Annotated in this window: 9 protein-coding genes; 7 read left to right on the forward strand and 2 right to left on the reverse strand. The window is 60.4% G+C overall.

The features are described 5' to 3' along the window. Positions 1 to 72: 72 nt before the first annotated feature. The 6 genes from ribB (at position 73) to gyrA (ending at position 9699) form a co-directional block, all read left to right on the forward strand. A complete protein-coding gene (ribB, locus tag WB650_RS04450) occupies positions 73 to 1245 on the forward strand; it encodes a 3,4-dihydroxy-2-butanone-4-phosphate synthase (protein ID WP_422302581.1) in 1173 nt (390 codons plus the stop codon). 118 nt (positions 1246 to 1363) lie between these two features. Continuing rightward, on the forward strand, positions 1364 to 3097 hold the full coding sequence (locus WB650_RS04455) for a cytochrome c biogenesis protein CcdA (protein WP_422302583.1): 1734 nt from the start codon (positions 1364 to 1366) through the stop codon (positions 3095 to 3097). A 328-nt stretch (positions 3098 to 3425) separates the two neighbouring features. Further along, entirely contained in the window at positions 3426 to 4115 is a 690-nt protein-coding gene (locus WB650_RS04460; protein ID WP_422302585.1) for a TenA family transcriptional regulator, read from the forward strand. 297 nt (positions 4116 to 4412) lie between these two features. Beyond that, positions 4413 to 6827 (forward strand): DNA topoisomerase (ATP-hydrolyzing) subunit B, encoded by a 2415-nt coding sequence (gene gyrB, locus WB650_RS04465; RefSeq protein ID WP_423959588.1) that lies wholly within the window; start codon positions 4413 to 4415, stop codon positions 6825 to 6827. Positions 6828 to 6903: 76 nt separating this feature from the next. Continuing rightward, positions 6904 to 7104, forward strand: coding sequence for a hypothetical protein (locus WB650_RS04470; RefSeq protein ID WP_422302333.1), 201 nt, complete (start codon positions 6904 to 6906; stop codon positions 7102 to 7104). Between the two features lie 51 nt (positions 7105 to 7155). Continuing rightward, entirely contained in the window at positions 7156 to 9699 is a 2544-nt protein-coding gene (gene gyrA / locus WB650_RS04475; RefSeq protein ID WP_422302335.1) for a DNA gyrase subunit A, read from the forward strand. A gap of 33 nt (positions 9700 to 9732) precedes the next feature. Here gyrA and WB650_RS04480 read toward each other — a convergent pair whose 3' ends face one another. After that, positions 9733 to 10341 (reverse strand): glutathione S-transferase family protein, encoded by a 609-nt coding sequence (locus tag WB650_RS04480; RefSeq protein WP_422302337.1) that lies wholly within the window; start codon positions 10339 to 10341, stop codon positions 9733 to 9735. Next, the gene (locus WB650_RS04485; RefSeq protein WP_422302339.1) at positions 10338 to 11558 is read right to left on the reverse strand and encodes a pyridoxal-phosphate-dependent aminotransferase family protein; all 1221 of its coding nucleotides are present in this window, start codon (positions 11556 to 11558) and stop codon (positions 10338 to 10340) included. Before WB650_RS04485 ends, WB650_RS04480 begins: the two co-directional genes overlap by 4 nt. A 153-nt stretch (positions 11559 to 11711) precedes the next feature. Between WB650_RS04485 and WB650_RS04490 the strand changes: the two genes are divergently transcribed. Continuing rightward, positions 11712 to 13145, forward strand: a complete 1434-nt coding sequence (locus WB650_RS04490; protein WP_422302340.1) for an FAD-linked oxidase C-terminal domain-containing protein — start codon at positions 11712 to 11714, stop codon at positions 13143 to 13145. Positions 13146 to 13149: the final 4 nt, after the last annotated feature.

Raw genomic sequence — 13149 nt, forward strand, 5'->3', positions numbered from 1 at the left:
CCATTATCCGCAGGATGTGGGATGCTTGGCTGGCGGTATATAGTTGAGTAGAAGGTTAGCGAGAGAAGCAGAATGTTTGGTGAGATAAGTCCCCGCAAAAAAGCGCGCGCGCCGTTTATTTCGATCGAGGAAGCGCTCGAGGAAACACGCCGCGGCCATATGATCATCCTGATGGATGATGAGCAGCGCGAGAACGAGGGCGACCTGTGCATGGCGGCTGAGAAGGCGACGCCCGAAGCGGTTAACTTCATGGCCAAGTTCGGGCGCGGGTTGATTTGCCTGCCGATGTCGGCTGAGCGAATCGACCGGCTCGGGCTCAGCATGATGATTGGCGACAATCAGGCGCCGTTCGGCACTGCGTTCACGACTGCGATCACAGCGCGCCGCGCGTCGGGATCGGGAATCTCGGCGCAGGATCGCTCGACGACGATTCTGCAGGCGGTGCGCGAGGACGCCAGCGGCGCCGAGTTCATCACTCCCGGCTACGTCTATCCCCTGCGCGCACGCGACGGCGGAGTGCTGGTGCGGACGGGGCAGACGGAGGGCGCAGTCGACCTCGCGCGACTGGCAGGCCTGAAGCCCGCGGGCGTCATCTGTGAGATTCTGAAGGACGACGGCACGATGGCACGGCGCGACGACCTGGTCGAGTTCGCGAAAGTGCACGGGCTGAAGATTGTCACCGTCGCGGACATTATCGAATACCGGCTGCGCAACGAGACGATGGTCCAGCGGATCGCGGAGGCGAAGCTGCCGACGGCGTACGGCGAGTTCAGCGCGATCGTCTATCGCAACCTGGTCGATTACACCGAACACCTGGTGCTGGTGATGGGCAAGGTCGATTCGAAAAAGCCGATTTTGGTGCGGGCGCATCGCGAGTACCTTCCCGGCGACGTGTTTGGCTACTCGGTTCGCAACACGCGCAACCTGTTGCGCTCGGCGATGGAACGAATCGCGGCGTCGGGCGAAGGCGTACTGCTCTATCTGAAGCGCGAATCGAATGCGCTCGCGTCGGACTTTGACGGCGGGCGTCCGGCGCGTCGCGCGACTACGCGGGCCAACACGCCGGAGGCAGATTTCCGCGACTACGGAATCGGCGCACAGATTTTGCGCGACGTCGGCGTGCGCAAGATGATTATCATGTCGGATGCGACGCCGCGGCTGGCCAATCTGCCGGGCTACGGATTGGAAATAGTAGGGTCGGTTCCGCTTTCAGGCAACGGCAAGCAGAGCACCGCCGCCAAGTAGGATGTATACCGCTCAGGAACCGCGGCATCGCGCGGCTAGTTCTCTTTTCAGAATAATCGTGACAGGCAATTTCCGACCCCTTTTACACGGCACTATACTCGCCGGAATTTTTCTTGCCGTGTCTTTGTTTACGGCGCCGCCGGCGCATGCGGTCAAGGCGGATGAACTCGTCAAAATCAACTCCGCCACTATCGATCCTCCGCTCAAGGCGGGCAGCACCAGCACCCTCAAAGTCGACGCCCAGGTGATCGAAGGATGGCATATCAATTCGGATAAGCCGTTCAGCGAAGATTATATTCCGACGAAGGTCGAGGTCCGCGGCCCTGTCAGCGTGACGCCGGGGGCAATCAAGTATCCGGCGGCGGAGACGATGGCGCTCGATCCAGCGGCTGGTGGCGACAAGATTTCGGTGTTCGGCGGCGATATTAAATTCGAAGTGCCGCTGAAGGCGGGCGCCGACTTCGCTCCAAAGCCGGGCGACGCGATCACGGTTACAATCGACTACCAGGGATGTAACAACAACGAATGCCTGCGGCCGGCGTCCGTCAGTACGACGGTCGCGCTGGCAACTCCAGGCGCGGCGGCAGGTGCGCTCGAAGGCATAGCCGCCGGAGGCGTGAAATTCGGCGGCGGTGGCGGCGGTGGCGACGATTCGGGCGGCGCGATCGCGCACATCTTTCTTAATCACGGATGGTTTCTTGGCTTCCTTGCAGTATTTCTCGGCGGCCTCGCGTTGAATCTGACACCGTGCGTCTATCCGCTTATCGGCGTCACGATCGCCTACTTCGGCAACCAGGGCGGCGGCCCTCGCCGCGTGATGTACCTCGCGATCGCGTTCGTGCTCGGTATCGCGCTGATGTTTTCGTCGGTGGGCGTGGCGGTCGCGATGTCGGGCGGGTTGTTTGGCGCCGCGATGCAGAATCCGTTCGTGCTTGTCGCGCTGGCGATGATGCTGCTGACACTCGCCGCATCGAGCTTCGGCCTGTTCGTCCTGCAGCCGCCGCAGTGGATGCTGCAGCGCGCGGGCTCCGCGCATCCCGGCTATGCGGGCGCGCTGCTGATGGGCCTCGGCATGGGCGTGGTGGCGGCGCCATGCATCGGGCCGATCGTGCTGGGCTTGCTGCTGATGGTCGAGCGAAGCGGCAGTGCGCTTTTTGGTTTCGCGCTGTTCTTCACGCTGGCGATCGGCCTCGGACTGCCGTACATCGGGCTCGCGATGGCGGCCGCGCATATCCGGCGCCTGCCGCGGTCGGGCGAATGGCTAACGTGGATCGAACATCTTTTCGGATTCGTGCTGGTCGGACTCGCGCTCTACTTTCTCGATCCGGTCGTGCCGAACAACCTGATGACGCGATTCCTGCCGTACTACGCCGCGGGCGTCGGGATTTATCTCGGTTTCATTTCGCGCGAGGGTAGAAGCTGGCGTCCGTTCCTGGTCATTAGATCAGCGCTGGGCGTAGTCGCGATTGCGGCGCTCGTATTCATGCTCTATCCCCGAAAGGCTCCCGAAAAACTTCGCTTCGAGCCGTTCAACTCAGAGTTGCTGGCGTCGGCGACCGAAGCGCGCAAGCCCGTACTGATCGATTTCAGCGCCGACTGGTGTATCCCGTGCCGCGAGATGGAGCATTCGACCTTTATCGATCCGTCCGTGGTCAGCGAGGCCAGGCGTTTCGTCACGATGAAGGCGAACCTGACGGCGCAGGACAAGAAAACCGAAGAGCTGATGAACAAGTTCGATATCCAGGGCGTGCCGACGACGGTAATGATCGACTCAGCTGGCAAGGTGCTGCAACGCAAAGTCGGCTACATCGGCCCGCAGGAAATGCTCGCGGATCTGAGGCAGGTCGATTAAAACGCGGGGCTGCTCGCCCCGCACCCTCGGCAGGGGTGACCCCTGCACCCAGTATTCGGAAAAGGGAAGATGCGGGCTGACGCCCTGTTAGAAAGTTTTGGGCGCGAGGACGCGAAGCGCGCTCGTTCCCGCAGCGCGGATATATCTCGACTCTTCCCTAAAATAGTTCTAACAGGGACGAAGTCCCGCATCTCCTTCTTTTCACTGGGTGCAGGGGTCACCCCTGCCGCGGGCGCGGGGCGCGTAGCCCCGCATCCGATTCTCGCGGCACGCTTCGCTTCACATTACCTCTGCGCTCTCGTACATTCGCGAGTAATGAGGTTAAGCCATGGCTGCGAACGACGGCTTCGTGCGCGAGATTTTCGCGATGGTCAAAGAGCGGCGATCTTTTGGGCGTCATCCGATCTGGCATCGAATCGCGGAGGGGAAGGTTTCGCAGACCGGACTGTGCAACTTCGCGACGCAGTTCTTTCTGCAGGTGCGTGAATTTCCGCGTGCGCTCAGCGCGTTGCATTCGCGATGTGTCAACGCGGATGAGCGGGTGAAGCTGGCCGAGAGTCTGTACGAAGAGGAGACCGGGAAGATTTCCGGCAGCGCACCGCATCCGGAATTGTTCATCCGGCTTGGACTCGGCGTTGGGCTGAGCCGCGAGGATATGATCCACGGCAAGGCGCTGCCTTCCACCGCGGCGCTGATCGATTGGTTCGAGCTCTCGACCAAGGACCGATCGTTTGCGGAAGGGATCGGCGCGATCAATCTCGCGGCGGAGGGCCAGGTACCGGGTAATTTTGCGCCGTTCGCGCGCGCACTCGAAAAGCATTACGGACTTTCGCGGGAGCAGGTCGCGTTTTTCGACGTGCATGAGATTGCAGATCGAGATCACAGCGACGTCGGCGACAACATCCTGAGTCACACGCCGATGAGCGAAATCGAGCGCGCAAAAGTATGGGCTGCGGTCGAGCGATCGCTCGAAATGTGGTGGCAATTTTTCGACGGAATTCAGCGCGCCTGTGAGTGAGAAAATCGAGCTGATTTCGATCGCTTTTCGGACGCGATCTGTGGTTATCAGATTTTGCAGAATGCCGTTCTGTTAGCGCTATCTGATCGTTTTCATAAAACCCTCACAAATCGATATGCCGGGAAGTCGAAAAACGCCTATTGATTGGCTGCTTTTCTATCCACAAGTGTCATCTTCAAATATTGTTTGATTTCCTTCTGAATAGACCCTTGGTACCTTTACTTTTTTGCCATAGACAAATACAATTCTGACTGGCGGTGGTGAGGCGGAAAGGTAGTTCGTCGCGCTCTCTTTTCTATGGCAAATAAACAATCGTCTGACGGCTATGGCGCCGAGTCCATCAAGGTTCTCGAGGGACTCGAAGCGGTTCGTAAACGCCCCGGGATGTACATCGGCGACACCGCCGAGCGGGGACTGCATCATCTCGTCAACGAGATCGTCGACAACTCGGTCGATGAGGCGCTGGCCGGGCATTGCACCGAGATCAACGTCGTAATTCTGAGCGACGATCGGATTTCGGTCGAGGACAACGGCCGTGGAATCCCGGTCGACATGCATCCGACCGAGAAGCGATCGGCGCTGGAAGTCGTGCACACCGTGCTTCACGCCGGCGGCAAGTTCGAGAAGAACGCGTACAAAGTCTCGGGTGGACTGCATGGCGTCGGCGCGTCGGTGGTCAATGCGCTCAGTGACGAGTTCGAAGTGGAAGTTCACAAGAACGGAAAGATTTATTTTCAACGCTACGAGCGCGGCATTCCGAAAATGAAGGTCGAGGAGCGCGGCGCCACCAACAGCAAGGGCACCAAGACCACCTTCACACCGGACTCGAAGATTTTTCCCGAGATAAAATTCAAATACGAAATTATCGCGCGCTATCTGCGCGAGATGGCGTATCTCAACGCGGGCCTGCGGATCAGGCTGCGCGACGAGCGAATCAACAAGGCCGAAGAGTTCCACTACGAAGGCGGAATCGCCGAGTACGTCGCGACGCTGAGCAAGAGCAATGAAGCGCTGCACGACGTGATTTTCTTCAAGGGCATGCGCGACGGCGTCGACGTCGAGGTCGCGCTGCAATGGACCGACGCTGTCCACGAGGTGATTTTCACCTACGCCAACAACATTCATACCGCCGAGGGCGGGACGCATCTGTCGGGACTCAAGGGTGCGCTGACGCGAACGATCAATACTTACGCGACCAAGAACAATCTTTTCAAAAATAAAGATATGCGGCTCGAAGGCGACGACACGCGCGAAGGTCTCGCCGCGATCGTCAGCATCAAGATCGGCGAGCCGCAATTCGAAGGCCAGACCAAGACCAAGCTCGGCAACTCCGAAGTCGAAGGAATCGTCTCCGGGCTTGTTAACGAGAAACTCGGTGAGTTTCTCGAGAAGACACCGCCAGTCGCGAAGAAGATCGTCGCGCGCGCTGTCGAAGCGCTCACCGCGCGCGAGGCCGCGCGCAAAGCCAAAGAGCTCGTGCGGCGCAAGGGAGCGCTCGATTCAGGCTCACTGCCGGGCAAGCTCGCGGACTGCCAGGAACGCGACCCAGCGCTCAGCGAGCTGTACCTGGTCGAGGGCGCGTCGGCAGGCGGGACCGCCAAGGAAGGCCGCGATCGCAAGACGCAGGCAATCCTGCCGCTGCGCGGAAAAATTTTGAACGTCGAGCGCGCGCGCATCGACAAGATGCTCTCGTCGCAGGAATTGCGCATTCTGATCACGGCGCTTGGGATGGGAATCGGCAACGACAAGGACTTGTCGAAGCTGCGCTACCACACGATCGTCATCATGACCGACGCCGACGTCGACGGCTCGCACATCCGCACGCTGCTGCTGACGTTCTTTTTCCGGCAGTTCATGGAGATTATCGAGAACGGTCATCTCTACGTCGCGCAGCCTCCCCTGTTCCGCGCGAAAAAGGGCAAGACCGAACGCTACCTGAAGGACGAAACCGCGCTGGAAGATTATCTGACCGACCTCGGCGCCGAGGCGGTGACCTTCGAAGCCGGCAAGGGCAAAGAAGCGCGCGAATTCAAGGGCGCGTCGCTGAAAACGATCGTCCGCAAAGCGCTGTTCCACGAAAAAATGTACGAGGCGCTCGAGCGGCGCTCCAAGGAGCGCTCGATAGTCGCGAGCCTCAGCAAGCTGTTGGCTGACAAGGCAATCAGCGACGAGAATTTCGAATCCGAGAAAGCGGCCAAGCAGATGGCCGAGGCGATTCGCAAGGATTCGAAGAACGACAACCTCGTTTACAAGGTCGAGCCAGACGGCGAAGCGCATTGGCGCGCCGTGTTCAGCCATTCGCAAAACGGCGCGACGCCGCCGACGGTGGTCGACCTGACGCTGTTGCATAGCGGGGAACTGCGCGAGATTCGGCGGCTCGGTCCCGAGCTCGAAGCGATCAAAGCGCCGTTCAAATTGAAAGTTGGCGAAGGCGAATCCACCGTCGAGACGCTCAAAGCAATGGCGGAAGCGGTTCTTGCCGCCGGGCAAAAAGGCGTCGACATCCAGCGCTACAAGGGGCTGGGCGAGATGAATCCCGGGCAGCTCTGGGAGACCACGATGAACCCGGAGACGCGCGCGATGCTGCGGGTGCAGATTTCGTCGCGCGAGGAGGCCGAGGAAATCTTCGGCACCCTGATGGGCGACGTGGTCGAACCGCGGCGCCAGTTTATCGAAGAGAACGCGCTCAACGTCCGCAACCTCGATATCTGACGAGCCGCAAATTTGATGCGCGAGCCTTACCTGTCGCATGACATCGAGGGAATCTTTGCACGAAGAAATCCGCGTCATGGCGACGAATTGCGCCGTGTGCGAGCGTGACGCGCATGACGCCGAGCAGAACCTGGGCGTGTCGCTGAATCTCGAAGGCATCGCGCATCCTGAAGATTCGTTCGCGTACGACCTGCTGCCGCATCGGCGCGAACTGCATCGCGAAAAACTGCTGCAGAAAATTCAACAGTGGGCGGCGCTTCAGCAGCAATGCGGCTAGTCGAAATTTTTAGTGCGCGAGTTCGGGGAACTCGTGGGAGTCTGAATTTAAATGGCTGAAACCAACGGTAACGAACCGCATCGCAACGAACCCGCGCTGCTGAATATCGAAGACGATATGCGTCAGTCCTACCTGGACTACGCGATGTCGGTGAATATCGGGCGCGCGCTGCCGCAGATTCGCGACGGCCTCAAGCCCGTGCATCGCCGCATTCTGTACGCGATGTTCCGCACGGGGCTGCTCTCGAACCGGCGCTATACCAAGTGCGCGGCGGTCGTGGGCGAGGTGCTCGCGCGGTACCATCCGCACGGCGACATGGCGGTTTACGATTCGCTGGTCCGCATGGCGCAGCCGTTCAGCCTCCGCTACCTGCTGATCGACGGTCAGGGAAATTTCGGTTCTGTCGACGGCGATCCACCCGCCGCGTATCGGTACACCGAATGTAAGTTGACGCGGCTGGCCGAGCGGATGCTCGCCGACATCGACAAGGACACTGTCGACTTCGTCCCGAACTTCGACGGCTCGCACACGGAGCCCGACATCCTGCCGGCGCAATTTCCGAACCTGCTCGTCAACGGCTCTGATGGCATCGCAGTCGGCATGGCGACCAATATTCCGCCGCACAATCTCGGCGAGGTTTGCGACGCGCTGCTCGCGCTCATCAACAAGCCGAACATCACGCACGAAGAAATCCTCGACATAATTCCCGGCCCGGATTTTCCGACTGGCGGACAACTGCTAGGCCGTCAGGCGATTCGGCAGGCGTACCTCACCGGACGCGGCACGCTCACGATGCGGGCTCTGGCAGCCATCGAGACTGATAAGCGTAGCTCGCGCGCCTCGATCATCATTCGCGAGATTCCCTACCAGGTGAACAAGGCGCGCATGATCGAGCGGATGGCCGAGCTGGTCAACGACAAGCGCATCGAGGGCATCAGCGACATCCGCGACGAGTCCGATCGCGACGGCATGCGCGTCGTCATCGAGCTCAAACGCGACGCCGAGCCGCGCATCGTCCTCAACCAGCTCTACAAGCTCACCCAGATGCAGCAGGGCTACGGCATCATCCTGCTCGGCATCCACGAGGGCCGGCCCAAGGAGATGACGCTGCTGCAGATGCTCGTTGCGTTCCTCGAGCATCGTAAGATTGTTCTCACGCGTCGCACCCGTTTCGAGCTGAAGGAGGCAGAGGCGCGACTGCATATCCTCGACGGCCTGCTGATCGCGCTCAAGAATCTCGACGCGGTCATCAAGCTGATTCGCGGATCGAAGGACGCCGAGTCCGCCCGCTCCGGCCTGATGAAGCAATTCGGTCTCTCGCAGTTGCAGGCGCAGGCGATCCTCGACCTCACGCTGCGGCGCCTGACTTCGCTCGAGCGCGACAAGATCGAAAACGAGCACAAGGAGACCCTCGCGCTTATCGCGGGCTTCAAGAAGATTCTCGCCGACGAAAAAGAATTGCTGAAGCTGATCGCCGGCGAGCTCGACGAAATAAAAAAGGAGTTCGCTGATCCGCGTCGCACCCAGATCGTCGAAGCGGAGGGCGAATTCTCGGTCGAGGATCTTATCGTCGAGGAGGACGTCCTGGTCTCCGTCACTCATGGCGGCTACATCAAGCGCACCCCGCTCTCGCTCTATCGCACGCAAAAGCGCGGCGGCCGCGGAAAGATCGGCGCGACCACCACCGAAGAGGATTTCGTCGAGCATCTGGAGCGAGTGTCTACTCACGACCGCCTCCTGTTCTTCACCAGCGCCGGCAAGGTTTACGAGCTCAAGGCTTACGAACTGCCCGAAGGCGGCCGCGCAGCTAAAGGACGCTCGATCGCGAACCTGCTGAGTCTCGCCAATGACGAGACGCTGTCCGCGTTCATTCCGGTGCCGCGCGAAACTGCGGGCAAGTTTGTCTTTTTCTCGACTCGCCGCGGCCGCGTGAAGAAGACCGCGCTCGACGAGTACGAAAATATTCGGTCGACCGGGATCATCGCGATCAATCTCGAAGACGGCGACACGCTCGTCGACGTGCGAATCACCGACGGCAATCAGCAAATCGTGCTCTCGACCCGCGAGGGACAGGCGATTCGGTTCAAGGAAGAAGAAGCACGCCCGATGGGCCGCGCGACCGGCGGCGTCGTCGGCATGGAACTCGAGTCACAGCCCGTCAAAGAAGGTAAGACGGTCACGCTGGTCGAGGACGAAGTCGTTTCGATGTCCACGGTGCGCGACGACGAAACCCTCCTCACGGTTTCGGAACTCGGCTACGGCAAACGCACGCCGGCGTCCGACTACCGGCTCACACATCGCGGCGGCAAGGGCGTCATCACGATGAACGTGACCGACAAGACCGGCAAAGTGATCAGCGTCCGGCAGGTCGGCACCGACGATCAGGTGATGTTGATAACTGACAGCGGCAAAATAATCAGACTGGCAGTCAAGACTGTGCGACTCACTGGGCGCAACGCGCAGGGCGTGCACATGGTGCGGCTCGATGGTGACGAACGCGTCCGCGCAGTGGCGGGAATGGCCGAACGCGACGACGATGAAACCAACGGCAATGGTTCTAACGGCAAAGGCGACGCTGAGGATCCGGAAGAGTAGCTAATGGAGTGACTATTCCACAATAGTTACTGGCTATGCTTTCGCGCTTGGCCGCGAAGAAACGTTAATATGCCATCGCTTCAGGTTCGCTTGTTCCGGCTGAATCCAGATGTCGACCGTTCGCGCGAAATCGATCATGCAGAGCGTCGTGATGTCTGCGATGGAGTATCTGTCGCCGGCGATGAATTCCCGCGTCTCAAGCTCCGAATTCAGCCACGCGATGTGATCGATCGCGGCGCGTTTCTGGATCTCGCCGAATTCCGGGATCCGCCGCCCGCGCCCTTCAGAGACCTTACTAAGGTGCGACCATACGTGGCCGACCGGCGCAAAAATCTCGAGCTCGATCCTGCGATTCCACATCTCGACGATCGCCTTCTCGCGCGCACCGACGCCGAACAGCGGCGGCTCCGGCTGGATTTCTTCGAAGTACCGGCAAATCGCGACGCTTTCTGAAAGACAACTGCCGTCGTCGAACTCCAGAATCGGCAGAGAGCCGAGCGGATTCTTCTTGTAGAATTCGGGCGTGCGATTCGCGTTGCGCATGATATCGACTTGCACCAGCTCGACGTTGATCCCCTTCTCCGCGAGGAAGATCCTCACTCGGCGAGGACTCGGCGCAAGGGTGAAGTCGTACATCTTCATGGTGCTTCCGCGGGCGGCTCTCCCGCTCCTGTTCCCTCCGCGCTGTACGCATCGTCGGCGGCAGTCAGCGCCCTGCCCCGCGCGATCTCAAATCCCATCGAGCCGAGAATTTCCTCCAGCGCGTTCAATGCGAGCATAACGTTCTCGCGACGTGAACCTTCGCCCATCAGGCCGACGCGCCAGATCTTGCCCTTGAGCGGTCCAAGCCCGGCTGCAATTTCTATATTAAACAGGCGCAGCAACTCCGCGCGCACTTTCACATCGTCAATTCCCGCCGGCACCGCGATCGTCGTGAGTTGCGGCAAGCGATGCCCTTCCTGCGCCGCGAGCTGCAGACCCATCGCGCGCACGCCGGCCTGGAACGCTGCTGCGTTGATGCGATGCCGCCGCCATCTCGCTTCCAGCCCTTCTTCAACCACGATCCGTAGCGCCTCATACAGCGCATAGTTCATCGTGATCGGCGCCGTGTGATGGTAGAGCCGGTCCGGGCCCCAGTACTGCTCGATCAACGCCACGTCGAAGTACCACGAGCGGCATTTCGTTTTGCGCTTGCGCACCGATTCCATCGCGCGTTCGCTGAACGTCACCGGCGATAGCCCCGGCGGCGCGCCGATTCCCTTCTGCGTGCAGCTGTAACACGCGTCGATTCCCCACTTGTCTATCTCGACCGGCACGCACCCGAGCGACGTCACCGCGTCGATCGCGATCATCGCGCCGTGTTGATGCGCCAGTTCCGCAATTTCTTCTATCGGCTGATGGATTCCAGTCGAAGTCTCTGCATGAACCACTGCGACCAGCTTCGGATTCTTCGCCGCTTTCAAAGCCGCCGCGACTTTCGCCGGCTCGACAATGGTCCCCCAGTCCGCCTCGACCTTATGAACTCTTGCGCCTTGCCGCGACGCAACTTCCGCCATTCGCGTCCCGAACGCGCCGTTGACTCCGACCACGACCTCGTCGCCGTCTTCGATCAGATTGGCCATCACCGTTTCCATTCCCGCGGAACCTGTTCCCGAGACGGGAAACGTGATTTCGTTCGCGGTGCGGAACACGATGCGCAGCAGGCGCTTGATGTTCTCCATCACCTTGAGAAAATCGGGATCGAGATGACCGACGACCGGCGACGCCATCGCTTTCATCACGCGCGGATTGACGTTCGACGGCCCCGGACCGAGCAGAATCCGCGCCGCAGGCCTGAGCTCTGGAAATGAATCTGCCACTTTCTTTTCTCCTTCAGTTGCCGGAAACGGCACCCCGACCCGCTATCTCTTTCCTGAAAACAAATCGAACCTTGCTATTATGACCAGCATGGATCAACCGCAAAAGCGCCGCTCGTGGTAGAGTGCGGTCGGGAATCGAGCGCGCAGTCACGAATGAGTAGCATCGACCGCAAACTTCTCGACGAGCTTCGCGAAATTGTCGGCGACGGCGGAATCGTTTCGCGCTCCACCGAGCTTAAAGTTTACGAGTGCGACGGATGGACCGTCGAAAAAAGCGTTCCCGACGTTCTGCTGCTCCCGCGCACGACTTCGGAGTTGAGCGCCATTCTCACCGCGCTCCATCGTTGCGGTATCGCTTTCGTTCCGCGCGGTGCGGGCACGGGACTTTCCGGCGGATGCCTTCCGCTGAACGCGCCCGCGATGATCTGCACGTCGAAGATGAACCACATCGTGGAAATCGATTTCGACAATCGGCGCGTCGTGGCCGAGAGCGGCGTCGTCAACCTGCACGTCACCAACGCCGTCAAATCGAAGGGATATTTCTACGCGCCCGATCCGTCGTCGCAGGTCGCATGCACGATCGGCGGTAACATCGCCGAAAATTCCGGCGGTCCGCACACTTTGAAATATGGAGTGACCACAAATCACGTGCTCGCACTCGAGCTTGTGCTGCCCGACGGCGAAGTCGTCGAGCTGGGCGGATCCACCGAAGAACGATGCGGCTACGATTTGGTCGGAGCAGTCGTTGGCGCAGAGGGCACCACGGGAATCGTCACGCGCGCAACGCTCAAGCTGATGCGCGAGCCCGAGAATCATCGCACGCTTCTCGCCACCTTTGCCGACGCCGACACCTCAACGCGCGCCGTGTCGATGATCATTGCGTCGGGAATTGTGCCGGCCGCTCTCGAAATGATGGACCAGCTCATTATTCAGGCCGTCGAAGAAGCGTTCCACGTCGGCCTCCCGCTCGACGCCGGCGCCGTACTCATAATCGAGCTCGAAGGTCTCGAGGCCGGGCTCACCACGTATGCCGACGAAGTCACGCAGACGGTGAATGCGGCCGGCGCGACGAGTGTCAGGCTCGCGCGCGACGAAGCGGAGCGCGCGCTGCTGTGGAAAGCGCGCAAACGGGCTTTCGGAGCGGTCGGGCGCCTCGCGCCGAATTATGCGACTCAGGACGGCGTCGTTCCGCGGACCTGCCTGCCGCGGATTCTGCGAGTGATCGCCGACGTCAGCCGCCGTTACGACTTGCGCATCGGCAATGTCTTCCACGCCGGCGACGGCAATTTGCATCCGATCGTGCTGTACGACGAGCGCGAGCCCGACCAGGTCCGCCGCGCAATCGACGCAGGCCGCGAAATTCTCAGGGCTTGCATCGAGATGGGCGGCAGCCTCACCGGCGAGCACGGAATCGGCGTCGAGAAAATCGGCGAAATGTCGCTGATGTTCTCGCCCGACGATCTTCGCGTAATGACCGAGCTGCGCCACGTGTTCGATCCATTCGATCGATCGAATCCCGGCAAAGTGATCCCGCAGCCCGGCGCATGCGTCGAGGTTGCCACACCGCGACGCCAGGTACCGATTTAAGAAG

Origin of the sequence: Binatus sp. (SeqCode), assembly GCF_049584895.1 — a bacterium.
Lineage (GTDB): Bacteria > Desulfobacterota > Binatia > Binatales > Binataceae > Binatus.

What these genes read in the sequence shown, in the direction of transcription:
- ribB (WP_422302581.1), top strand. Translation starts at nt 73, where the DNA reads ATGTTTGGTGAGATAAGTCCCCGCAAAAAAGCGCGCGCGCCGTTTATT.
- WB650_RS04460 (WP_422302585.1), top strand. Translation starts at nt 3,426, where the DNA reads ATGGCTGCGAACGACGGCTTCGTGCGCGAGATTTTCGCGATGGTCAAA.
- gyrB (WP_423959588.1), top strand. Translation starts at nt 4,413, where the DNA reads ATGGCAAATAAACAATCGTCTGACGGCTATGGCGCCGAGTCCATCAAG.
- WB650_RS04470 (WP_422302333.1), top strand. Translation starts at nt 6,904, where the DNA reads ATGGCGACGAATTGCGCCGTGTGCGAGCGTGACGCGCATGACGCCGAG.
- gyrA (WP_422302335.1), top strand. Translation starts at nt 7,156, where the DNA reads ATGGCTGAAACCAACGGTAACGAACCGCATCGCAACGAACCCGCGCTG.
- WB650_RS04480 (WP_422302337.1), bottom strand. Translation starts at nt 10,341, where the DNA reads ATGAAGATGTACGACTTCACCCTTGCGCCGAGTCCTCGCCGAGTGAGG.
- WB650_RS04490 (WP_422302340.1), top strand. Translation starts at nt 11,712, where the DNA reads ATGAGTAGCATCGACCGCAAACTTCTCGACGAGCTTCGCGAAATTGTC.